The sequence below is a fragment of the Mycolicibacterium novocastrense genome (genome assembly GCF_001570485.1).
GTDB classification, from domain to species: Bacteria; Actinomycetota; Actinomycetes; order Mycobacteriales; family Mycobacteriaceae; genus Mycobacterium; species Mycobacterium novocastrense.
The window spans coordinates 295,833-317,364 of the sequence record NZ_BCTA01000093.1; the positions used below are offsets into that span (position 1 = coordinate 295,833).

Here is a 21,532-nt window from a genome sequence, read left to right on the forward strand (position 1 = left end):
CATTACACTTTCTCGGAGGTCGACCATGGTCGTGACGGCATCCGGCACGCGGCCCGCCGCCGACCACTTCCGGCTCGGGCTGATGCTGGCGGTCGGTTCGGCGGTCGCGTTCGGCTCCTCGGGCCCGTTCGCGAAGGCACTGATGACAGCGGGCTGGAGCCCGACCGCCGCGGTCGTCGCCCGGCTGGCGGGCGGCGCGCTGGTGATGGCGATCTTCGCCACCATCGTCAGGCGCGGGTGGATTCGCGAGGCCCTGCGCCACCCCACGACCGTGCTTGCCTACGGGGTGGTCCCGATCGCGGGCGCGCAGCTGTTCTACTACAACGCCGTCGCGCACCTGTCGATCGGCGTCGCGCTGCTGCTGGAGTACACCGCACCGATCATCGTCGTCGCCTGGGTCTGGGCCACCACACGGCGACGCCCGACCACCTTGACCCTGGCCGGTGTCGGGCTGGCGATCGCCGGGATCATGCTGGTGCTCGACGTGTTCTCGGGCGCGCACATCAACCTGGTCGGCGTGGGCTGGGGGCTGGCGGCCGCCCTCTGCGCCGCCGGGTACTTCCTGATGTCGGCCCACGCAGGCTATACGGCCGAAGGGGACGGGATCAGTCCCGTCACGCTGGCCGCAGCGGGGCTGATCGTCGGCTCGGGTGCGGTCACGCTCCTGGGCCTGACCGGAATCATGCCGCTGACCTTCACCACCGCCGACACCGTCATCGCCGGTCACACCGCCTCGTGGATCGTGCCGGTCATCGCTCTGGGCGTCATCGCCACCGCGGTGGCCTACACGCTGGGCATCATGGGCATCGCCCGGCTGCGGCCACGCTTCGCGTCGCTGGTCGGCCTGTCCGAGGTGATGTTCGCGGTGCTAGCGGCCTGGATTCTGCTGGGTGAAGCGATCACGCCCACGCAGGCTGTCGGCGGCGCCATCGTCTTGGCCGGTCTCGCGCTGGCCCGCGCAGGCGACCGTTCTGAAGCGGTTGCCGAGGCGACGTGGCCGGACGGCCCGCTCGAGGAGTCGTCCGTGCGAGCGAAGCGTTAGCCCCCAGACCCCTCGGTGTGTGAATATGTCCGCGTGACTTTGCTGCGCGAGACGGCCCGACTGGCGGCCGCGACGGCCGCAGTCGCCGCACTCGTCGGCGGCGTGGCCCCGCTGGCGGTGGCCCAGCCCGGCCCACCCCCCGGACCCGTCAGTCCCGGATATGGTTCGGGCACCGCGCCCGGACCGGCGGCGACCTCCCCCGGATACCCCGGATACGGGTCCTCGACATCCGCGTGCAGCGATATCGAGGTGATCTTCGCTCGCGGCACCGACGACACCCCGGGCCTCGGCACGCCGGGCACCGCATTCGTCAACGCGCTGCGCGGCCTGACCGGAGGGCGCACCATCAGCACATACGCCGTCGACTATCCCGCCTCGTACGACTTCCTGGCCGCCGCCGACGGCGCGACCGACGCCACCAACCGCATCGCGATGCTGGCGCAGCAATGCCCGAACACCCGCATCGTGCTCGGCGGGTACTCGCAGGGAGCCGCGGTCGTCGACATGCTGGCCGGTGTGCCGCCGCTCGGCAACAAGATCGGATCGATCGGCTCGGCTCCCCCGCTGCCGGGCAGCCTGGTACCCAACGTCGCCGCCGTGGCGGTGTTCGGCAACCCGGCCACCAAATTCAGCAACCCGATCACCAAATCGGTGTTCGCCGGCCGCGCGATCGACCTGTGCAAGGACGGCGACCCGATCTGCTCGAAGGGCCGTAACCCGTTCGCGCACAACGACTACGTGAGCGCCGGACTGGTCCAGGAGGCGGCGAACTTCGTCGCTGGCCTGGTCTGACGCCACGCGGGATATCATCTCGTCCCGTGGATTTCGCTCGCCTTCGTCGTCGGGTCGCCGGCACCGCCGTCATCGCGGCCATCGGACTGACCTTCTCGCTCCTGGCGCCAACGGTTGCCTCGGCACAAGGCTGCTCCGATGTGACAGTGGTGTTCGCCCGCGGCACCGGTGAACCCCCGGGCATCGGCCGCGTCGGCCAGGCGTTCGTCGAGGCCCTGCGCCCGCAACTCGGGGACCGCACCCTGTCGGCTTACGGGGTGGCCTACCCGGCCACCTACGACTTCATGATGGCGGCCGACGGCGCCGCCGACGCGGCGGCCTTCGTCACCAACACCGCACAGTCGTGTCCGAACTCGCGCATCGTGCTGGGTGGGTTCTCTCAGGGCGCGGCCGTCGTCGACATGCTCGCCGGCATCCCGCCGCTGGGCAACCGGATCGGCGCGCTGGGCCCGGTGCTGCCTCCGAACGTCGCACCCAATGTCGCCGCCGTGGCCGTCTTCGGCAACCCGGCGACCAAGTTCGGAAACCCGATCACCACGGCGCCGATCTTCGGTGGGCGGGCGATCGACCTCTGCACCGACGGGGACCCGATCTGTTCCCGCGGCCGCAATCCGTTCGCCCACAGCGATTACGTCGGACGCGGAATGGCGAATCAGGCTGCGAATTTCGTGGCGCGGCTGGTCTGAGGTCGCGGCGACCGCTGTCGATTACCTTCGTCGGCGTTGATTAGTTCCTATAGGATCGGCGGAGTGCAAAACGATCTTGTTCGCTGCTTGGGGCGCCGGGGGACGCTGCTCATCGGGGCGGTCGTACTCGCGGTAGCAGGGCTGATCGCGCCCGTCACCCAGGCAACCCCGGGCCTTCTGTCCGTCGCCGCCGCGCAGTCATGCCCACAGGCGGAGCTCATCTTCGCGCGCGGTCGCACCGAGTCGCCCGGTGCCGGCGTGATCGGCAACGCGCTCATCAGTGCGCTGCGCAGCAAGAGCGGAAAGAACATCAACCTCTACTCCGTGAGCTATCCGGCCGATTACGAGATCGACATCGGCGCCAACGACATGAGCTCACGGATCCAGGACATGGCGGCACGGTGCCCCGACACCCGACTGGTGCTGGGCGGATACTCGTTGGGCGCCGCGGTGACCGACGTCGTGCTGGCCGCACCCATCGCCGCATTCGGGTTCGACAAGCCGCTGCCTCCCGGGATGGATCGCCACATCGCCGCCGTCGCGCTGTTCGGCAACGGCATCGCATGGGCCGGTCCGATCACCAACTTCAGCCCGCTGTACGGCGAGCGCACCATCGAGCTGTGCCACGGCGCCGACCCGATCTGCAACCCCGCCGAGCCGAAGACCTGGGAGGGCAACTGGCCCGACCATGCGGCGCGCGCGTATGTCAATGCGGGGATGGTCAACCAGGCGGCCGACTTCATCGCCGCACGGATCTAGTCGACCACCCGCAGGTCGCGGGTGACCTTGGTCCGTGCTTCGAGCTGATCGTCGGGCGGATAGTCGACGCCCACGAGGGTCAACCCCTGCGGCGGTGCGGCCGCGAACTCGCTGGACCTTCGATCGGCCGCCAACAAGCTTGCGCACCAATCGGGTTCGCGACGGTGTTCACCGACGGCCAGCAGCGCGCCGACCAGCGAGCGGACCATCGACCAGCAGAAGGCGTCGGCGCTGACATGGGCGGTGACCCGCGTCCCCTCACGCGACCAGTCCAGGCGCTGAAGGTCACGGATGGTGGTCGCACCCTCACGGTACCGGCAGAAGGCCGCGAAGTCGTGCAGTCCGAGCAGCTTTCGTGACGCCTCGGCCATCGCGTCCACGTCGAGCGGGCGGGGCCAGGCGGTCACATAGCGCGCCTCGTGCGGTTCGACACCGTATGGCGCCGTCGACAGTCGATAGACGTAGTGTCGGCGCAGCGCAGAGAAGCGGGCGTCGAAGCCCGGGGCGGCACGCTCGACGTCGAGCACGCGGACGTCTCGGGGCAGGAACCGGCCGAGCCGCCGCACCAGCGGCAGGAACTCGCTGTCGCCGGGGCGCGTCGTACGCGGATAGGCGTGCGCCAGAGCCTCTTCGGGCACGTCGACATGAGCGACCTGACCGGTGGCGTGCACACCGGCGTCGGTGCGACCCGCCGCCCGCGCCACCACCGCGGTGCGGAACACCGTCGACAACGCCTCTTCGAGGACACCGGCCACGGTGCGCTGTCCTGCCTGGACCGCCCAGCCTGCGAACTCGGTTCCGTCGTAGGCGATGTCGAGCCGGAGACGAACGAGCCCGCCACCGGATTCGATGGCGGGCTCGCTCATGACGTCCTCAGGACTTGTCGTCATCCTTGTCGGCCTCGTCAGCCGGGGCCTCGTCAGCCGGGGCCTCGTCAGCCGGAGCCTCGACCTCGCTCGACTCGGCCTTGGCCTCTTCGACCGATTCCTCCTCGGTGGGACCTTCGGCCGCTTCCGGCTCGACCGCGGCCTGCGGAGCGGACGCGGCGGCGACGGGCTGCTCGGTCTTGGAGCCCGCGGCCCTGCGAGCACGGTTGGCCTCCGAGGTCACCGTCTTCTCCCGCACCAGCTCGATGACCGCCATCGGGGCGTTGTCGCCCTTGCGGTTCTCGACCTTGATGATGCGGGTGTAGCCGCCCTCGCGGTCGGCGTAGAACGGGCCGATCTCGGCGAACAGCGTGTGCACGATGTCCTTGTCGCGGATCTTCTTCATCACCTCACGCCGGTTGTGCAGCGTGCCCTTCTTGGCGTGCGTGATGAGCTTTTCCGCATAGGGCCGCAACGCCCGCGCCTTCGGCTCGGTCGTCTTGATCCGGCCGTGCTCGAAGAGCGACGTGGCCAGGTTGGCCAGCAGCGCCTTCTGGTGGGCGGACCCGCCGCCGAGACGAGGTCCCTTGGTGGGCTTGGGCATTGCGACTATCTCCTATGTGGGGCCGACCCCCGTATCAGGTAGGGCCGGGACGGACTGGCTTCTTTAGAGCTGTTCGGTTTCGGCGTAGTCCTGGTTGTCGTCCAGGTCGTAGCCCGCATCGCTGTTCCAGGTGCCGGTGGCGACGTCGTAGCCGGCGACCTCGGACGGATCGAAGCTGGCCGGGCTGTCCTTGAGCGACAGACCCAGCTGATGCAGCTTGATCTTCACCTCGTCGATGGACTTCTGACCGAAGTTGCGGATGTCCAGCAGGTCGGACTCCGTGCGGGCGACCAATTCGCCCACCGTGTGCACACCCTCGCGCTTGAGGCAGTTGTACGACCGCACCGTCAGGTCCAGATCGTCGATCGGCAGCGCGAAGCTGGCGATGTGATCGGCCTCGGCCGGCGACGGACCGATTTCGATGCCCTCGGCCTCGACGTTGAGTTCACGTGCCAGACCGAACAACTCGACCAGCGTCTTGCCCGCCGAAGCGAGCGCGTCACGCGGCGTGATCGAGTTCTTGGTCTCCACGTCGAGAATCAGCTTGTCGAAGTCGGTGCGCTGCTCGACACGGGTGGCCTCCACCTTGTAGGTGACCTTGAGCACCGGCGAGTAGATCGAATCGACCGGGATGCGGCCGATTTCGGCGCCCGAGGCCTTGTTCTGAACGGCGGGGACGTAACCGCGGCCGCGCTCGACGACGAGCTCGACCTCGAGCTTGCCCTTGTCGTTGAGGGTGGCGATGTGCATCTCGGGGTTGTGCACCGTCACACCGGCGGGCGGAACGATGTCCCCCGCGGTGACCTCACCCGGACCCTGCTTGCGCAGGTACATGGTGACCGGCTCGTCCTCTTCCGACGAGACGACCAGGCCCTTGAGGTTCAGGATGATGTCGGTGACGTCTTCCTTGACTCCAGGCACCGTGGTGAACTCGTGCAGCACGCCGTCGATGCGGATGCTGGTGACCGCCGCGCCCGGGATGGACGACAGCAGTGTGCGCCGAAGCGAATTGCCAAGGGTATAACCGAAACCGGGCTCCAGCGGCTCGATGACGAACTGGGAGCGGTTCTCGGCCTTGACGTCTTCGGACAGTGTAGGGCGCTGAGAAATCAGCATGTGTTTCTTTCCTCCTTCACGGCACCCGCTATTTGATGCCGCGTACTCCAGCCGCCATCCGGGCGGCGGGAAGCCTTACTTCGAGTACAGCTCGACGATCAGCTGCTCGGACAGCGGTACGTCGATCTGCGCACGCTCCGGAAGCTGATGCACCAGGATGCGTTGGCGCTCACCGACGACCTGAAGCCACGACGGGATCGGCCGCTCACCCGCGGTCTCCCGGGCGATCACGAACGGATCGGTGTTCAGCGACTTTTCCTTCACGTCGATGATGTCGTACTGCGACACCCGGTAGCTCGGAATGTCGACCTTGACGCCGTTGACCAGGAAGTGGCCGTGGCTGACCAGCTGCCGCGCCATCCGGCGGGTGCGGGCCAGGCCTGCGCGGTAGATGACGTTGTCCAGCCGGCTCTCCAGGATGCGCAGCAGGTTGTCACCGGTCTTGCCGGGCAGCCGGTTGGCCTCCTCGTAGTAGCGACGGAACTGCTTTTCCATCACGCCGTAGGAGAAGCGGGCCTTCTGCTTCTCCTGCAGCTGCAGGCGGTATTCGCTCTCCTTGATCCGCGCGCGACCGTGCTGGCCGGGCGGGTAGGGGCGCTTCTCGAACGACTGATCGCCGCCGACCAGGTCCACGCCGAGGCGGCGTGACTTGCGGGTCGCGGGTCCGGTGTAACGAGCCATAGTCTGTTTCTCCTCGTCCTACTAGACCCGGCGCCGCTTCGGCGGACGGCAGCCGTTGTGCGGCTGCGGCGTGACATCGGCGATCGCGCCGACCTCGAGGCCGGCGGCCTGCAGCGACCGGATCGCGGTCTCGCGGCCCGAGCCCGGGCCCTTGACGAACACGTCGACCTTCTTCACGCCGTGTTCCTGCGCCTTGCGGGCGGCGTTCTCGGCGGCCAGCTGCGCGGCGAACGGCGTGGACTTACGCGAGCCCTTGAAGCCCACGTGCCCCGACGACGCCCAGGCGATGACGTTGCCCTGCGGGTCGGTGATCGTCACGATCGTGTTGTTGAACGTGCTCTTGATGTGCGCGGCACCGTGCGGGACGTTCTTCTTTTCCCGGCGACGGGTCTTCTGCCCCTTCTTGGGGCCGGCCGCGGTCTTTTTGGCGGGTGGCATCGTCGATTACCTGGCCTTCTTCTTGCCGGCGATGGTGCGCTTGGGGCCCTTGCGGGTGCGCGCGTTGGTCTTGGTCCGCTGGCCGCGCACCGGAAGCCCACGGCGGTGCCGCAGACCCTGGTAGCAGCCGATCTCGATCTTGCGGCGGATGTCGGCCTGCACCTCGCGGCGCAGATCGCCCTCCACCTTGAGGTTGGCTTCGATGTAGTCGCGCAGCTGGGTGACCTGATCATCGGTCAGGTCCTTCGTGCGCAGATCCCGGCTGATGCCGGTGGCGTCCAGGATCTCCTGGGAGCGGGTACGGCCGACGCCGTAGATATAGGTCAGGGCGATCTCCATGCGCTTATCGCGCGGGAGGTCGACGCCCACGAGACGTGCCATCAGGCGGTGTTCCTTCTTCTATGCGGAGGTCTTGTCCCAGTCCGTTCCCTCAAATGGGGTCCGGCCTCCGTGCCGGACGTTGGTGAGCGGCGCATCCGCTCAGTGGTACTGGGAGTTCGTCATTCAGTTGTGTTGCGCGGGGGTTCTAACCCTGGCGCTGCTTGTGGCGCGGATCAGAGCAGATCACCATGACCCGCCCATGCCGGCGGATCACCCTGCACTTATCGCAAATGGGCTTGACGCTCGGGTTCACCTTCACGGCTCGTTCGATCCTGTTCTTCTGAAGTGTCTGTTTTTTTACTTGTACCGGTAAACGATGCGGCCCCGGGACAAGTCATAGGGAGACAGCTCCACCACGACGCGGTCCTCGGGCAGGATGCGGATGTAGTGCTGCCGCATCTTGCCGCTGATGTGGGCAAGGACCTTGTGTCCGTTCTCCAGCTCAATGCGGAACATCGCATTGGGCAGGGGTTCGACCACGCGACCCTCGACCTCTATGGCACCGTCTTTCTTGGCCATTGTCTTTCGGAGATCCTCCGTGTCCTGATCGTTGGCGCCTTCCCGCCGCGGGCGGCGGATACTGCTGCGGCGCAGCAAACGCTTCCGACCACAGAACGTGAGCCAGTAGCCAGAAATTCCTGAACAGGGCACGCAAAGAGTCGGCGCGATCGTCGCACCGTTGATCCATGGTACTCGCCCACGGGCCGGGCCCAAAATCGCGACGGAACGGCCGCCGTCACCCCGTTGCCGTCGCGGGCCGGTCGCCTTATGCGTCGATCCCGCGGACGAGACCTGATTGCACCAACGCGGCCGTGAGGAACCGGTGCACCGGCCGGGACCGGAAGAAGCCGGTGTGCCCGCCGCGGTACCACTGGATGTCGGGTTGTCCCCAGTGATCCCACAGCCGGTCAATCTGCTCGCGAGGGTGGACCACCTGGTCGGCGATGCCCGCGTAGATGAAGCGGCCGGCCATCGGGACCTGCGGCGGTAAGGAGAGCGGCGAGATCATCCGGCCGAGCGGGGCGGCCAGCCTGATCGTCTCCATCCGCGGATCGTCGCTGCCCATGCCGGAGTGGCGCGCCAAAAGGCCGACCAGGTCGGCGACCGGCACGCCCAGCACCGCGCATTCCAGGGCGTCGTCGAGGCTGGCCACCAACGCCGCGATGAAGCCGCCCAGCGACAGGCCGTACACGCCGATCGGCGCTCCCGGCTGCTGGCGGCGGATCCACGACAGCAGGCTGCGAACGTCCCACACCGCCTGCGCGGTGGCGTGGATGTCGTCGAGGACGTCCTCACCGGGGAACACCGCACCCTTGGGCAGCCCCTTGGCCCGCGGACCGTGCATCGGCAGCACCGGCATCACGACGTTGAGACCCAACTCGTCGTGCAGGTACCACGCCCGGAAGATCGCCAGGTCGATTGCCGCGCGGCCCATCTCGGTGCCGTGGACGCACACCAGCCACGGCCGCGGCTCGGGGTGGCGCAGCAGCAAACCGTAGCCGCGGGAAACGGCGTCGTAGCCCAGCCAGCGGTCGGCACCGGGTTCATCGGGGTCCGGCCGGTACCCGCTGGTCCAGCGCAACCGGTGATAGGAGCGGTTGCGGCGACGCACCGGCGAGATGTCCAGGTCGCTCGGCGGCCCCGGCGCAGCGAAGAACGCCGCCGGATCGTCGAGGCTGCCACGTTGTCCGTAGAAGTCCAGCGCCGCCACCACTTCCCCATGGATTCGGTCGAAGGCCCGCGGATCGCTGAGCGGACGCCGGGCTCGCAGCCCGAGCAGCACCACCTCGTCGCGGAACGCCTCGGCGGCCAACGCGACCGTCGGTCGCACGGTCGGCGTCTGGTCACGGCCGTCGTGGAGGTAATCACGCCATGATCGCGCGTAGTAGCCGCCGGTTCTCGTCAGCGGTTGCACCACGTTGCGCAGCGGCGCCTGTATCCGCGGCACGGTGGAGCGGTGCGGAGTCCGTGCGCCGTCGTCGGCGCCGATACCGATGTCGTCTGTTCCCACACCTCCGACAGTAGCCACGCAGCCGTCGTCCCTTTAGAGCCATTGGTCACCTGTCCGTGCACGGATCCGGCCGACACAGGGCCCCTGAGGCGGGTAATCGTGCTAGTGCTCAGCCGGTTTCGGCACCGACTGTTTGGCGCAAAGTGGCGCCCACCACTCTGCACGGCCAATGTGGCGGCCCCGATAACATGGCCTACGTCGTTTTGCTGCTGCGAGGTGACTTCGGTCCCTAGTCACCGCCGGCGGCCGGTGGTCCGATGAGAAGTGGCAATCCCGCCGCGCACACCACCCGCTAGGAGCAAACGATGGGTAAGCAAAGACCAATCCTGGCAGATGTGATGGCCGCGGTCGGTATCGCCGCCCTCTACAAAGCCCACGTACAGCCGTGGATATACACCTGGGGCGCCCGTGAAGACGAGATCACCGCAACACTGCCGGGTGACGATTTGGTCGATCCCGACACGCCACGGACCACCCGGGCGGTGTCCATCGCCGCCACACGCGACGACGTGTGGCCCTGGCTGGCTCAGATCGGCGAGGACCGCGGAGGCTTCTACAGCTATTCGGTGCTGGAGCGTGCCGTCGGGGCGGATGTACACAACGCCGCGGTCATCCATCCCGAGTGGCAGGAGCTGCAGGTCGGCGACACGATCTGGCTGGCCCGCCGGTACGGTCCCGGGGCCCGGCAGATCGTGGCGGACGTGAAACCCCGATCACATCTCGTGCTGGTGTCGCCAGCCGACTTCGAGCGCCTGCAGCGGGGCGAAAAAGCCTCGGGCTGCTGGTCTTTCGTGCTCCGCCCGGAAGTGGGACGGACCCGCCTGATTGTGCGCGGCAGCGGGGGCGCGGTGGGCCATTCCTGGTTCGACATACCGCATTTCGTGATGGAGCAGAAGATGATGCGGGGCATAGCGCAGCGGACCCAGCGGACCCGTCGGCTGTCGCGGCCGTCACCCGGGTATCGGTGGGACGATGGGCGCATACTTGTACGCGATGACCGGCCCCTCGCCCCAGCCCCGTAAACCCGTCATTTTGAGCGTCGATGACGATCCGGCGGTGTCGCGCGCGGTCGCCCGCGATCTGCGGCGCCACTACGGCGAAGGATTTCGCATCGTGCGCGCCGAGAACGGCCCCGATGCGCTCGAGACGCTCAACGAACTGAAACTGCGCGGTGAGACCGTCGCGGTGTTCGTCGCCGACTACCGGATGCCGCAGATGAGCGGGATCGAGTTCCTCGAAGAGGCGATGGACATCTTCCCGATGGCCCGCCGCGTGCTGCTGACCGCGTATGCCGACACGCACGCCGCGATCGACGCGATCAACGTCGTCGACCTCGATCATTACCTGCTCAAACCGTGGGACCCGCCGCAGGAGAAGCTCTATCCGGTGATCGACGCGCTGATCGAGGCCTGGCGCGAGACCGGCGACCGTGCGATCCCACACACCAAGATCATCGGGCACCCGTGGAACGCGCGATCCTCGGAGGTTCGCGAGTTCCTCGCGCGCAACCGGCTCTACTACACGTGGTTCCGCGCCGACGAACCCAAGGGCAGGCAGCTGCTGGACGCCGCGGGTCTCGACGGGCTGACGCTTCCGGTGGTGGTCACCGAACAGGGCGAGACGCTGGTCGCGCCGGACGACGCCGAACTCGGCGCGACGCTCGGTCTGTCGATCACACCCTCGGAGGACTTCTACGATCTGGTCGTCATCGGCGGCGGCCCGGCGGGTCTGGCCGCGGCGGTCTACGGCGCCTCCGAGGGCCTCAAGACGGTGCTCATCGAGCGCACGGCCACGGGTGGGCAGGCCGGGCAGAGCTCGCGGATCGAGAACTACCTCGGCTTTCCCGACGGCGTCTCGGGCTCTCAACTCGCCGAGCGGGCCCGCAGACAAGCCGAGAAGTTCGAGGCCGAGCTCATCACGGCGGCCGAGGTCACCGCGCTCGAGATCGACGGCAACGCCCGCACCGTCCATCTGCCCGACGGCCGATCGATCGGGACGCGGGCCGTGATCCTGGCGATGGGTGTGGAGTACCGCCAGTTGCCTGCCGAGGGCTGCGCGGATCTCACCGGCGCGGGCGTCTACTACGGAGCCACCTCGTCGGTCGCCGCCGAATGCGAGGACGAGGAGGTCTTCGTCATCGGCGGCGCCAACTCCGCGGGACAGGCCGCGATGTTCCTGTCGCGAACCGCGAAGAAGGTGAGCATCGTCTGCCGCCGCACGCTCGAGGACTCGATGTCCTACTACCTGATCCAGCAGATCAGGGCGACCGACAACATCCGCGAACTGCCGCACACCGCCGTGCACAAGGTCGAAGGCAACGGCCACCTGGAACGCATCTGCCTGGAGAATCTGCAGACCGGGGTGCGCGAGGACCACACCTGTGGGCGCATGTTCATCTTCATCGGGGCCCAACCACGCACGGACTGGGTGGAACAGGCCGGCATCGCCCGCGATGACCACGGTTTCATCCTGGCCGGGCCCGATCTGCGCGACGTCGCCGGTTGGACGTTGGACCGTCCGCCGCACCACCTGGAAACAAGCGTGCCCGGTGTGTTTGTTGCAGGAGATGTGCGTTCCGAATCCGCCAAGAGGGTGGCGGCCGCCGTCGGCGAAGGGTCGATGGCGGTGATGTTGGTGCACCGATATCTGGCGGAGGCGTGATGGGCGACAACGAACCCCGGTGCCTACCGGACGAGCTGCGGACGCTGTTCCTGTTCGAGGCGCTCTCTGACCGCCAATTGCAGGTTCTGTGCGACAACGGGCATATTGCCACGTTCGAACCCGGTCCGGTGTGCACCGAAGGCGACCCGGCGACCTGCTTCTACGTCCTGCTCGACGGTGAACTGGTGATGTCCAAACGCTCGGGCGGGGTGGACATCGAGACGGGCCGCACCTCGCAGCGCGGGGTGTACTGCGGCGCCTGGTCGGCCTACGTGCCCGGCGAGGAGCACCTCTACGAGGCGTCGGTCCGCGTGACGAGGCCGTCCCGGTTCTTCGTGCTCGACGCCGACGCGTTCGCGAAGTTCATGCAGTCGGAGTTCCCGATGGCCGTGCACCTGCTCGAGGGCCACCGCGTCGGCGGCCGTCGCCAGAGCCAGATCCTCGGTCAGCGCGAGAAGCTGCTGGCTCTGGGCACCATCACCGCGGGCCTGACCCATCAGCTCAACAATCCCGCGGCTGCCGCGGCCCGTGCTGTCGCCGACCTGCGCGAGGGCGTCGGCAAGATGCGGCACAAGCTCGCGATGTTGGCCGACGGCCAGTTCACCCCCGAAGCGCTGCGGGTGTTGGTGCGGATCCAGGAAGAGGTCGCCGAGCAGGTCGCCAAGTCGAAGGCGCAGGAGCTCACTGCGCTGGAGCTGTCCGACTCCGAAGAGCAGATCGGCGACTGGCTCGAGAGCCGCGGCATCGCCAGCGCGTGGGATTACGCACCGACGTTCGTGGAGGCGGGCCTCGACCTGGACTGGCTCGAACGCGTGCAGGCCTCGATCGACGACGTCGACTGCTCCGCCACGCTGCAGAGCGCGCTGGGCTGGTTGAAGTACACGATCGACGCCGAGTTGCGGATGAACGAGATCGCCGACGCCAGCAAGCGGATCTCGGCGCTGCTGGCCGGCGCCAAGCAGTACTCCCAGATGGACCGCAGCGAGTATCAGGCCGCCAACGTCCACGAGCTGATCCACAGCACGATCAAGACCATCTTCGGCGACAAGGTGGGCAAGGACAGGCCGGTTGCACTGGTGTGGGAAAAGGACACCACGCTGCCTCAATTGTTGTGCTACCCAGGCGAACTCAACGAGGTCTGGACGAACATCATCGACAACGCGATCCAGGCGATGAACTACGAGGGCACGCTGACGATCCGCACCTCGCGCGTGAACGACGAGATGATCCGCGTCGAGATCTGCGACGACGGCCAGGGCATCGCCGAAGACAACATCGACCGCATCTTCACCCCGTTCTTCACCACCAAACCGTTCGGCCAGGGCACCGGCCTGGGCCTCGACCTCGCCCGGCGCATCATCGTCGAGAAGCACCACGGCGACATCCGGGTCAGGTCCGCACCGGGCGACACCCGGTTCGCCATCGACCTGCCGCTGGTCGCTCCCGCCCCCGAGGCACCGACGCCGACGGAGCTTCCGGTCACGGCCGGATAAGCAGGAATATCCCGTCGACACCGAGAAGTTGGAGCGAATATGACGAAACCCGATCTCGGTAGGTACGGCGCATTCGGCCACTACTCCATGTGGCAGCGGCTGAGTTCGGAGCAGTTGCGGGCCATCGAAGACCTCGGCTACGGCGCGATCTGGGCGGGGGGTTCTCCCGCGGCCGAATTGGACTGGGTGGAACCGATTCTCGAGGCGACGAACACACTGAAGCTGGCGACCGGCATCGTCAACATCTGGACCGCGGACGCCGAGCCGGTCAGCGAGTCCTTTCACCGCATCGAAAAGGCCCATCCGGGACGCTTTGTGCTGGGTATCGGCGTCGGCCACCCCGAAGCCCACACCGAATACCAGAAGCCGTATGACGCGCTCGTCGCCTACCTCGACAAGCTCGATGAGTACGGGGTGCCGAAGGATCGACGGGTGGTCGCCGCGCTGGGTCCGCGCGTGCTCAAGCTGTCCGCCGAACGCTCCGCCGGCGCGCATCCCTACCTGACGACGCCCGAACACACCGCCGAGGCGCGCAAGCTCATCGGGCCGGATGCGTTCCTCGCTCCCGAGCACAAGGTGGTGCCGACCACGGATGCCGACAAGGCCCGCGCGGTCGGCCGCCAGGCGCTCGACATCTACCTCAACCTCACGAACTATCTGAACAGCTGGAAGCGACTCGGCTTCACCGACGACGAGGTCGCGAAGCCGGGCAGCGACCGGCTTGTCGATGCCGTGGTGGCGTATGGCACCGTCGACGCCATAGCAGCACGCCTCGAAGAGCATCACGCTGCGGGCGCCGACCACGTGCCCGTACAGGTGCTCACCAAACCGGACAAGCTGGTGGACGCGTTGGCTCAACTGGCGGGTCCGCTCGGCCTGAAGTGACGTCACCACCGAAGGGATCCGCATGACTGAGCTCAAGCCCGACCTCGGCCGCTACGGCGTATGGACGTTCGGCGTTCCGAAGCCCGAACAGGCCGTGGAGATCGAAAAGCTCGGCTACGGCGCGGTGTGGATCGGCGGATCGCCGGCCGGCAACCTCGAGTACGTCGAGCCCATCCTCGAGCGCACGGAGAACCTTGTGGTCGCCACCGGCATCATCAACGTGTGGACGGCGCCCGCCGACGAGGTCGCCGACGCGTATCACCGCGTGGAGGACGCCTATCCGGGCCGCTTCCTGCTGGGCATCGGTATCGGTCATCCCGAACACACCGAGGAGTACCGCAAACCGTACGACGTGCTCGTCGAGTACCTCGACGCGCTGGATGCCAAGAAGGTGCCGACGAGCCGGCGGGTGATCGCGGCGCTCGGGCCCAAAGTGCTCAAGCTGTCGGCGCAGCGCAGCGCCGGGGCCCATCCCTACCTGACCACCCCGCAGCACACCGGTGAAGCGCGAAACCTGCTGGGGCCCACGGTGTTCATCGCGCCCGAACACAAGGTCGTATTGGCCAGGGACGCCGAGGCGTCACGCGAGATCGGCAGGCAGACAGTCGATTTCTACCTCAACCTGTCGAACTACCTGAACAACTGGAAGCGCCTGGGCTTCACCGAGGACGACGTCGCCAAGCCCGGCAGCGACCGGCTGATCGACGCACTCGTCGCCCACGGCACGCCCGATGCGATCGCCGCGCGGCTCAACGAGCACCTGGATGCGGGTGCCGATCACGTCGCGATCCAGGTGCTCGGCGGATGGGACGTCTTGATCCCCACGCTGACCGAATTGGCTGGGCCGCTCGGGTTGAAGGGCTGACGGGGCCGACCGTCAACCGGTCGGCGGCAGCAGCATCGTCTGCCAGGTCTTGTTCTGCGGCGCACCGGGTTCCGGTCGAGCGGTGGCGGGGTTCGCAGATCCGGGCGGAAGGTGGGGGACCGCCTGGCCCGACAAGGTGGCATTCGGGTCGCCCTTCCAGTTGAAACCGTCGTTGAGGGGCACATACTGCTCGTCGCTCTCGCACAACGCCACCGTGGGCGCACGCTTGCCGGGCACGGTCTCGCACGGAATGTTACGTGCCCCACGCACATTGAACTGGGAGTCCTGGGGCACTCGGCAGTACAGGTCACCGGGGGGTCGCGGTGGAGAATCTTCGAAGGTGGCGACGCGCTGTTGTTGGGCAGGCAGGAAGCCGGTGGTGCAGGGGGGTGGGAGATTGAGGTTGAGGTTGAAGCTCAGGTATTGGCCTTTGTAGTCCTGTTTCGTGTTCAGGTTGGCCAGGATGCCGGCTTGGTTGTTCTCGATGACCCGCGGGAAGACGACCAGCAGTTGTTCGATGTCGTTCTGATAGGTCAGCGCGACCTGGCCGACGGAGACCAGGTTGGCCATCAGGATCGGCAGGGCGGGTTGTAGCCGCTCGACGAGGTGACGTGTTTGGGCGGCCGCCGGGCCGCCGGCGTCGATGACACCGGCGACGGCCTGGTCGTGATCGCGCACTTCTTCGGTCACCGTGGCCAGCTGTGTTGCCCACGCCTCGATCGCCTCGGAAGTGGCGGTCTGGGAATCCAGCACAGGTTGGGCATCATCGATCAGCGTGGTCAGCGCGTCGAGGTTGGTGCGGGCGTCGATGGCCAGCGTGGAGGTGCCCTTGACCAGCCGCGACAGTTCCGGGCCCAGTCCGCCCACGGCGGTGTAGGACTCGTCGATCACCGTCTTGAGATTGTCGCGCGGGATGGCCGCCAGACCAGAGTTGGCGGTGGCCAGCAGGGCGTTGATGTCGGGTGGAACCCAGGTGTCGGCCAGTTTGATCACGTCGCCGTTGCGCAGCGGCCGCGACGTGGCGTTACGCGGCAGCAGCAGCACGTAGGATTCGCCGATCGCCGACTGGCTGTGCACTTCCGCCTGCAGGTCTGAGGGAATGTCGATACCCGATTTCAGCGATAGCACCGCCTCGACGCCGGTGTCGGTCAGCTGCACCGATTCCACCCGGCCGACCTTGGTGCCGCGATAGGTGACGTTGCCTGATTCGTAGAGCCCGCCGGATTTGGGCAGCTCGACCGTCACCGTGTAGCGCCCGACACCGAACAGCGTTGCGGGCAGGCTGACGAATTGCAGCATCAGCAATGCGACCGCGCCAACCGCGACCACGGCGAAGATGGTCAGCTGGATCCAGATCTTTCGGTTCAGGTGCATGCTAAGGCCCCTGGTCCCACCGGTACGCGACGGTCAGCGGATTCCCGAGACTGTTGGGTCCGCCCGCCGTGCAGGGGCTGGGGAACTGGCCGATGGTTCGCCCCCACTGCAGCTCGAGTTCGGTCAGATCACACTCCCACCTGGTGCCGGTGAACAAGCTTTGGTCGATGCGACTGAGCGTGAGATCGATGATGGCCGTCAGATTCGCGTAGTCGCCGCGTTGGAAGTTCTGGAAGGTTTCGTTGGGAAACGGAAACGTCAGAAGCAGGCTGAGGGCTCGCGTCATGCTGGTACCGGCGTTGGCCAGCGACTCGAATACCGGTCCGACCTCGCGCAACTCCTTGACCAGGTTGTCTCTGGTCTGATTGACGGTGTCCACGGTCAGGGCGCTGAACTCGCCGAGGCGATCAGCGGCTTCCACCAGGTTGTCGCGCTCGGCGTTGAGCACCTCGAGGGCGTCGGGAATGGTGGCCAGCGCACGGTCCAGCACGGGCTGCTGGTCAGCGAAGGTGCCGACCAGCCGGTTGAGGCTGTCGGTGGCCGCGACGATGTCGCCGGTCTGCTCGTTGAGGTGGGCGCTGAATTCGTCGAGTTGGCCGATCAAGCTGCGCACGTCGTGCTCGCGACCCCGCATCGCGGTGGTGAACGCCTCGGTGATGTCCTGAACCTGGCCCACCCCGCCACCGTTGAGCACCATCGCCAACGCGGCCAGCGTCTGCTCGGTGCTCGGATAGGCGCCGGCTTGGGTCAGCGGAATCAGCGAACCCTCGTGCAGTTTGCCCTCGGGGGGTTCGGTTGCGGGAGGCGCAAGCTCGATGTGCAAGGAACCCAGCAGGCTGGTGGTACCGATCTTGGCCGTCGAGTTGGCCGGCAGGTCGACGTCGGCATTGAGTCGCATGGTCAGCAACGCATGCCAGCCCTGGCGTTCGATCTTGGTGACATGCCCGACCGTCACGTCGGAGACACGCACCCGCGAGTTCGGCTGAATGTTGTTGACATCGGGCAGCTGCGCCTGGACCACGAACGAGTCCGGCCCCTTGCCCTGCACACCAGGCAGCGGCAACGAATTGGGCCCCTGCCAACCACAACTTGCCGACATCGACACGATCGCCACCAGCAGCAGGCCGGCCGGCCCGCGACCCCGCCACCGCGATGTCATGAGCCGCCCCCGGGCGGGGTCATCATGCCGGGCAGGCCGTCGGTCGGATCGGTGGCAATCGCCGCCACGGGCCCCATCTCGGCGGGCAGGGCCGGGTCTGACGACGGAGCCGCAGGCGGCATCTCGGCGGCGGGCGGAACGAAGTCGGGCCGCATCCAGTCCTCGCTGTAGGTGATCTCGTTGGGCCGTGCCTGGGTGCCGACGAAAAGGTTCTCGCCGATCGGCGGGAAGTTGTACTGGCGGTTCTTGATGATGGGCGCCATATATTGCACGCACAGTTTGGCCGACTGCTCGCCGCCCAGCCGGGAGGCCGATTGGATCGCGCCGCACAGAAACGAAATCGGGTCGGCGAAGTTGTTGACGGCAAGCGCACCGGTGAGTGAACCGTTGGCGGGCTCGTAGAGGTTCGCGAAGTTCTGCAACACCGTCGGGGCGATGTGCAGCGTCTGCTTGATGTCATAGATGCTGTCGACCAGCGTGCCGGTGATCGACGCCATCTGGTCTGAGGCGGTGCCGATCGCCTCGGTGTGCTCGGCGGCGAACGCTCCGACATCGGCGACCACCGCGTTGAGATCCTCGGCGGCCTGGCCCACCTTGTCGGGGTCGTCGGCCAGCAGCGCGGTGACCGCGGCCAGGTTGTGGTTGAGCGCTTCGAGCAGATCGGCGCTGTCTCGCAGCGCCGACACCAGCGTCGAGAGGTTCTTGACGGTGGCGAACACGTCGGTGCTGTGATCGGCCAGCACCGACACCGTCTGGGACAGTTTGAGTATCGCGTCACGAATGGACGGTCCCTGCCCACGCACATTGTCCGCGGCGGTGTTGATCAACGCACCCAGCGTGCTCACGCCGCCGGGCTGATCGGGTTTGAGCAGTTCGGTCACCCGCTCGAGTTGGACCCGCAGGTCATCCCATTCCACCGGGACCGCTGTGCGATCCAGACCGATGACCGCACCGTCGGCCATTGTCGGCCCGCCGCTGTAGGGCGGTGTCAGCTGAATGGCACGGGCCGTGACCAGCTGCGGCGACAGGATCACTGCCTTGGCGTCGGCGGGCACCCGGTACTTGGCGTTGACCCACATCGTGACCTTGGCCCGCTGCGGCTCAGGTTCGATCTTTTCGACCTTGCCCACCGACACCCCCCGGATACGCACATGATCACCGGCGAACACCCCGGTGCTGTTCTCGAAGTAGGCCACCACGGTCATGCGGTCGGTCTGGATGGGCTGGCGAACCGCGACGAACAGGCCCGCACCCAACAGCACGACCAGCACGCCGGCCACCACCACGCGCGTGTTCGACAGTCGCCGGATCATCATTGGCCTCCGGGCTGCTGGGATGACGGTGCCTCACCCGGTGCCGGCAGGTAGACCGGCGCGGGGGTCGGCTCGGGCGCGGCGGCCAACTCGGGCGGGGCAAGCGCGGGCGGGCCCGGCGGCGGGCCACCGGGGGCAGGTGCCGGCGGCGGTGGGCGGTGCGGGTAGCAGCCCGGGCCGGGCAACGCGATGCCCGCCGGCCCGCACGCTTGATCGCCGGGATTGCCGGTGATCGCGTCGGGCAGCTGCAACCTCGGTTCGCCGCCCTGGCCGGTGCGCGGGTAGGGCATCGGCAACGCCGGGGTGCCGGGCTGGCCGGTTTGCGGATCGGTGCGCTGCGAGGGCAGCAAGGTCGCCGGGTCCAGCCCGAGGTCGGAGAACGCGGCATCGACGAACGGTTGCACAAACTGGCCGGGAAACAGGTTGGCGACATAGGCCTTGAAGAACGGGCCGGACGAAATCGACTCACCCAGCGACATCGCGTAGGTGTTGACCAGCTTTATGGCTTGGGCCACCCGCTCTTTGCGGTCGTCGACGATCGCCAGCACCCCGTTGAGCTTGTCGAGCGCCGGCCGCAGCTGTGCGCGGTTCTCGGCGATGAACCCACCCAGCTGCTGGGAGACCGCCGAGATGTTGGCCCAGAGTTGATCCAACGCCGCGCTCTGTGTCCGCAGTTGTGCCAGCAGCGCATTGGTGTCACCCACCAAGCTAACGATTTGGTCGGTGCGGTTGGCCAGTACCCCGGTCGCTTGGGCCGCGTTGTCGAGCAGACCGCGCAGTTGGTCATCGCGGGTGTTGAGCGTTTCGGCGAGCCGCGCCACCCCCGCCACCGCATCCTTGAGGTCTGCGGGCGTGTCGGAGAAGGTATGGGCCAACGTGGCCAGCGAGGCCGACAGCTGGTTGGTGTTCAGCCCGCTGATGGTGGTGGCCAAATCCCCCAGTGCATCGGGCAATTGATACGGCGAGACCGTACGCGTCAACGGAATGGTGCCGCGGAGCCGGTCGTCCCCGCGGGGAGTCACGTCGACGATCTTGGCGCCCAGCAGGCTCTTGGTCTTGATCGCGGCCTCGGTGCGGTCGCCGAGGCGAACATCCTCACCGATCTTGAAGGTGACCAGCACGCCGGCCTCCTCCAGTTCGATTCCGGTGACGCTGCCCACCGGATAGCCCGAGACCTCAACGGCGGCACCGGTGTTCAACCCCCCAGCGTCGGCGAAATACGCCGAGTAATCAGTGCCCGGATTGAGGAAGGGCAACTTCTGGTACTGCAGCGCCGCCAGCACCATCGCGCCGACGGTCACCATGCCGATGGTCCCGATCAGGATCGGGCTGCGTTCTGCAAAGGACTTCACTTGGGCGCGCACCGCCCGGTGCTCTGACCGGCCACCTTGACATACACCGGCTGTCCGCCTTTGCCGTTGAGCTTGAGCACCACATCACAGAAATAGAAGCTGAAGTAGTCGCCATACATCCCTTGGCGCACCAGTGCCTGGTACTTGTCGGGCAGCGTGTTGAGCAAGTTGTCCAGATAGTCGCGGTCCGCCACGGCGATCTCGGCCACCCGGTCGGTCTCATGAACCACCTTGCGGAACGGGGCCCGCGACTGGGCCAACAGCTCGGCCAGTGACCCGGTCGCGGCGTTGGTGTAGGCCACCGCGTTGGAAACGTCGGTACGGCGTTGGGCCAGCCCGTCGATCAGCTCCGACAGCGATGACACCGCGGTGTCGAGCCGCTCGCTTTGTCCGCCCAGCGAGCCCAGCACGACATTGAGGTTGTCGATGACCTGCCCGATCAACACATCCCGGTCGGCCAACGTGTTGGTCACCACCGCGGCCTGAGTCAGAAACGAGCCGAGGGCGGGTCCCTGCCCCTGGAACGCCTCGATCAACTGCGCACTGAGTGTGTTGACCTGGTCAGCGTCGAGCGCCCGAAACAGCGGCTTGAAACCGCCGATCACCGCATCAAGATCCAGCGCGGGTTCGGTGCGGGTCGGCGGGATCGTCTGTCCGGGATGCAGCGTCTTGACCCCGCCGGTGCCTTCCTCCAGTGCCAGGTAGCGGTCGCCGACCAGATTGTCATAGCGGATCACGGCCCGAGAACCCTCGGTCAGCACCACCGACTTGTCCGCCGAAAACGCCACCCGCACCGTCGCATCCGGGTTGATGGAGATGTCGCCGACCTTGCCGACCTCCACCCCGGCGATCCGCACGATCGTGCCTTCCCGCATGTTGGAGACATTGGTGAACTCGGCGTAATAGGTGTTGCCCGCATCAAAGCGGAACTGCCCGAATGTCACCACGAGCAGGAATGCGACGAATGCACACGCGGTCAAAAAGATGGCCAGCCGCCAGATGACGCCCTTGAGGTCAGCCACGACTTTCGTCCTGTTCTTGTCGGGTATCAACG

Annotated in this window: 23 protein-coding genes; 9 read left to right on the top strand and 14 right to left on the bottom strand. The window is 67.0% G+C overall.

Annotated elements, in window-relative coordinates; genetic code table 11:
* Positions 1–25: 25 nt before the first annotated feature.
* The 4 genes from RMCN_RS28305 to RMCN_RS28320 all read left to right on the top strand — a co-directional run bounded on the left by RMCN_RS28305 (position 26) and on the right by RMCN_RS28320 (position 3,279).
* Entirely contained in the window at positions 26–1,042 is a 1,017-nt protein-coding gene (locus RMCN_RS28305; RefSeq protein ID WP_064413283.1) for an EamA family transporter, read from the top strand.
* 39 nt (positions 1,043–1,081) lie between these two features.
* Entirely contained in the window at positions 1,082–1,834 is a 753-nt protein-coding gene (locus RMCN_RS28310; protein WP_067396353.1) for a cutinase family protein, read from the top strand.
* A 26-nt stretch (positions 1,835–1,860) separates the two neighbouring features.
* Complete coding sequence (locus tag RMCN_RS28315) at positions 1,861–2,520, top strand: cutinase family protein (RefSeq protein ID WP_064413282.1); 660 nt, start codon at positions 1,861–1,863, stop codon at positions 2,518–2,520.
* Positions 2,521–2,583: 63 nt separating this feature from the next.
* Positions 2,584–3,279, top strand: a complete 696-nt coding sequence (locus RMCN_RS28320; protein WP_064413281.1) for a cutinase family protein — start codon at positions 2,584–2,586, stop codon at positions 3,277–3,279.
* On the opposite strand, the gene truA is transcribed toward RMCN_RS28320, so the two are convergent.
* The 9 genes from truA to RMCN_RS28365 all read right to left on the bottom strand — a co-directional run bounded on the left by truA (position 3,276) and on the right by RMCN_RS28365 (position 9,361).
* On the bottom strand, positions 3,276–4,145 hold the full coding sequence (truA, locus tag RMCN_RS28325; protein ID WP_067396256.1) for a tRNA pseudouridine(38-40) synthase TruA: 870 nt from the start codon (positions 4,143–4,145) through the stop codon (positions 3,276–3,278). The genes RMCN_RS28320 and truA overlap by 4 nt on opposite strands.
* A gap of 7 nt (positions 4,146–4,152) precedes the next feature.
* Positions 4,153–4,749, bottom strand: coding sequence for a 50S ribosomal protein L17 (gene rplQ, locus RMCN_RS28330; protein ID WP_064413279.1), 597 nt, complete (start codon positions 4,747–4,749; stop codon positions 4,153–4,155).
* Between the two features lie 63 nt (positions 4,750–4,812).
* Positions 4,813–5,865 (bottom strand): DNA-directed RNA polymerase subunit alpha, encoded by a 1,053-nt coding sequence (locus RMCN_RS28335; RefSeq protein WP_064399044.1) that lies wholly within the window; start codon positions 5,863–5,865, stop codon positions 4,813–4,815.
* Between the two features lie 75 nt (positions 5,866–5,940).
* A complete protein-coding gene (gene rpsD / locus RMCN_RS28340; RefSeq protein ID WP_064413278.1) occupies positions 5,941–6,546 on the bottom strand; it encodes a 30S ribosomal protein S4 in 606 nt (201 codons plus the stop codon).
* Between the two features lie 21 nt (positions 6,547–6,567).
* A complete protein-coding gene (rpsK, locus tag RMCN_RS28345) occupies positions 6,568–6,984 on the bottom strand; it encodes a 30S ribosomal protein S11 (RefSeq protein WP_064345641.1) in 417 nt (138 codons plus the stop codon).
* 6 nt (positions 6,985–6,990) lie between these two features.
* The gene (gene rpsM, locus RMCN_RS28350; protein ID WP_064345640.1) at positions 6,991–7,365 is read right to left on the bottom strand and encodes a 30S ribosomal protein S13; all 375 of its coding nucleotides are present in this window, start codon (positions 7,363–7,365) and stop codon (positions 6,991–6,993) included.
* Between the two features lie 145 nt (positions 7,366–7,510).
* Entirely contained in the window at positions 7,511–7,624 is a 114-nt protein-coding gene (rpmJ, locus tag RMCN_RS28355) for a 50S ribosomal protein L36 (protein ID WP_003879483.1), read from the bottom strand.
* A 38-nt stretch (positions 7,625–7,662) separates the two neighbouring features.
* Entirely contained in the window at positions 7,663–7,884 is a 222-nt protein-coding gene (infA, locus tag RMCN_RS28360) for a translation initiation factor IF-1 (protein WP_003418601.1), read from the bottom strand.
* A gap of 247 nt (positions 7,885–8,131) precedes the next feature.
* Positions 8,132–9,361, bottom strand: a complete 1,230-nt coding sequence (locus tag RMCN_RS28365; protein WP_407937592.1) for an alpha/beta hydrolase family protein — start codon at positions 9,359–9,361, stop codon at positions 8,132–8,134.
* 320 nt (positions 9,362–9,681) lie between these two features.
* On the opposite strand from RMCN_RS28365, the gene RMCN_RS28370 reads away from it, so the two are divergent.
* From RMCN_RS28370 to RMCN_RS28390, 5 genes are read left to right on the top strand one after another with little or no spacing between them, the layout of a single operon-like run.
* Positions 9,682–10,398 carry a hypothetical protein gene (locus tag RMCN_RS28370; protein WP_234787816.1) on the top strand — a complete coding sequence of 239 codons (717 nt, stop codon included), beginning with the start codon at positions 9,682–9,684 and terminating at the stop codon, positions 10,396–10,398.
* A complete protein-coding gene (locus RMCN_RS28375; protein WP_067396259.1) occupies positions 10,370–12,037 on the top strand; it encodes an NAD(P)/FAD-dependent oxidoreductase in 1,668 nt (555 codons plus the stop codon). Before RMCN_RS28370 ends, RMCN_RS28375 begins: the two co-directional genes overlap by 29 nt.
* Positions 12,037–13,530 carry an ATP-binding protein gene (locus RMCN_RS28380; protein ID WP_064413276.1) on the top strand — a complete coding sequence of 498 codons (1,494 nt, stop codon included), beginning with the start codon at positions 12,037–12,039 and terminating at the stop codon, positions 13,528–13,530. The genes RMCN_RS28375 and RMCN_RS28380 overlap by 1 nt, the downstream gene beginning before the upstream one ends.
* Positions 13,531–13,569: 39 nt before the next feature.
* Complete coding sequence (locus RMCN_RS28385) at positions 13,570–14,415, top strand: LLM class F420-dependent oxidoreductase (RefSeq protein WP_064413275.1); 846 nt, start codon at positions 13,570–13,572, stop codon at positions 14,413–14,415.
* Positions 14,416–14,437: 22 nt separating this feature from the next.
* Positions 14,438–15,280: an LLM class F420-dependent oxidoreductase gene (locus RMCN_RS28390; protein WP_064413274.1), complete on the top strand. Its 843-nt coding sequence runs from the start codon at positions 14,438–14,440 to the stop codon at positions 15,278–15,280.
* Positions 15,281–15,292: 12 nt separating this feature from the next.
* Here the strand turns inward: RMCN_RS28390 and RMCN_RS28395 are convergent, their stop codons facing one another.
* Genes RMCN_RS28395 through RMCN_RS28415 form a run of 5 tightly spaced genes read right to left on the bottom strand, consistent with a single transcriptional unit; the run spans position 15,293 to position 21,500 of the window.
* Positions 15,293–16,654, bottom strand: coding sequence for an MCE family protein (locus tag RMCN_RS28395; RefSeq protein ID WP_064413273.1), 1,362 nt, complete (start codon positions 16,652–16,654; stop codon positions 15,293–15,295).
* Between the two features lies 1 nt (position 16,655).
* Positions 16,656–17,813, bottom strand: a complete 1,158-nt coding sequence (locus RMCN_RS28400; RefSeq protein ID WP_064413272.1) for a virulence factor Mce family protein — start codon at positions 17,811–17,813, stop codon at positions 16,656–16,658.
* The gene (locus tag RMCN_RS28405) at positions 17,810–19,126 is read right to left on the bottom strand and encodes an MCE family protein (RefSeq protein ID WP_064413385.1); all 1,317 of its coding nucleotides are present in this window, start codon (positions 19,124–19,126) and stop codon (positions 17,810–17,812) included. Before RMCN_RS28405 ends, RMCN_RS28400 begins: the two co-directional genes overlap by 4 nt.
* Complete coding sequence (locus tag RMCN_RS28410) at positions 19,126–20,490, bottom strand: virulence factor Mce family protein (RefSeq protein WP_201028985.1); 1,365 nt, start codon at positions 20,488–20,490, stop codon at positions 19,126–19,128. Before RMCN_RS28410 ends, RMCN_RS28405 begins: the two co-directional genes overlap by 1 nt.
* Positions 20,475–21,500, bottom strand: a complete 1,026-nt coding sequence (locus RMCN_RS28415; RefSeq protein WP_201028987.1) for a virulence factor Mce family protein — start codon at positions 21,498–21,500, stop codon at positions 20,475–20,477. The genes RMCN_RS28410 and RMCN_RS28415 overlap by 16 nt, the downstream gene beginning before the upstream one ends.
* Positions 21,501–21,532: the final 32 nt, after the last annotated feature.

Excerpts from the sequence above, each read along its gene's own strand:
- infA (WP_003418601.1), bottom strand. The coding sequence starts at position 7,884 with ATGGCCAAGAAAGACGGTGCCATAGAGGTCGAGGGTCGCGTGGTCGAA.
- RMCN_RS28390 (WP_064413274.1), top strand. The coding sequence starts at position 14,438 with ATGACTGAGCTCAAGCCCGACCTCGGCCGCTACGGCGTATGGACGTTC.
- truA (WP_067396256.1), bottom strand. The coding sequence starts at position 4,145 with ATGAGCGAGCCCGCCATCGAATCCGGTGGCGGGCTCGTTCGTCTCCGG.
- RMCN_RS28335 (WP_064399044.1), bottom strand. The coding sequence starts at position 5,865 with ATGCTGATTTCTCAGCGCCCTACACTGTCCGAAGACGTCAAGGCCGAG.
- RMCN_RS28400 (WP_064413272.1), bottom strand. The coding sequence starts at position 17,813 with ATGACATCGCGGTGGCGGGGTCGCGGGCCGGCCGGCCTGCTGCTGGTG.
- rpsK (WP_064345641.1), bottom strand. The coding sequence starts at position 6,984 with ATGCCACCCGCCAAAAAGACCGCGGCCGGCCCCAAGAAGGGGCAGAAG.
- RMCN_RS28395 (WP_064413273.1), bottom strand. The coding sequence starts at position 16,654 with ATGCACCTGAACCGAAAGATCTGGATCCAGCTGACCATCTTCGCCGTG.
- RMCN_RS28375 (WP_067396259.1), top strand. The coding sequence starts at position 10,370 with ATGACCGGCCCCTCGCCCCAGCCCCGTAAACCCGTCATTTTGAGCGTC.
- RMCN_RS28370 (WP_234787816.1), top strand. The coding sequence starts at position 9,682 with ATGGGTAAGCAAAGACCAATCCTGGCAGATGTGATGGCCGCGGTCGGT.
- rplQ (WP_064413279.1), bottom strand. The coding sequence starts at position 4,749 with ATGCCCAAGCCCACCAAGGGACCTCGTCTCGGCGGCGGGTCCGCCCAC.
- RMCN_RS28385 (WP_064413275.1), top strand. The coding sequence starts at position 13,570 with ATGACGAAACCCGATCTCGGTAGGTACGGCGCATTCGGCCACTACTCC.
- rpsM (WP_064345640.1), bottom strand. The coding sequence starts at position 7,365 with ATGGCACGTCTCGTGGGCGTCGACCTCCCGCGCGATAAGCGCATGGAG.
- RMCN_RS28380 (WP_064413276.1), top strand. The coding sequence starts at position 12,037 with ATGGGCGACAACGAACCCCGGTGCCTACCGGACGAGCTGCGGACGCTG.
- RMCN_RS28405 (WP_064413385.1), bottom strand. The coding sequence starts at position 19,126 with ATGATCCGGCGACTGTCGAACACGCGCGTGGTGGTGGCCGGCGTGCTG.
- RMCN_RS28305 (WP_064413283.1), top strand. The coding sequence starts at position 26 with ATGGTCGTGACGGCATCCGGCACGCGGCCCGCCGCCGACCACTTCCGG.
- rpsD (WP_064413278.1), bottom strand. The coding sequence starts at position 6,546 with ATGGCTCGTTACACCGGACCCGCGACCCGCAAGTCACGCCGCCTCGGC.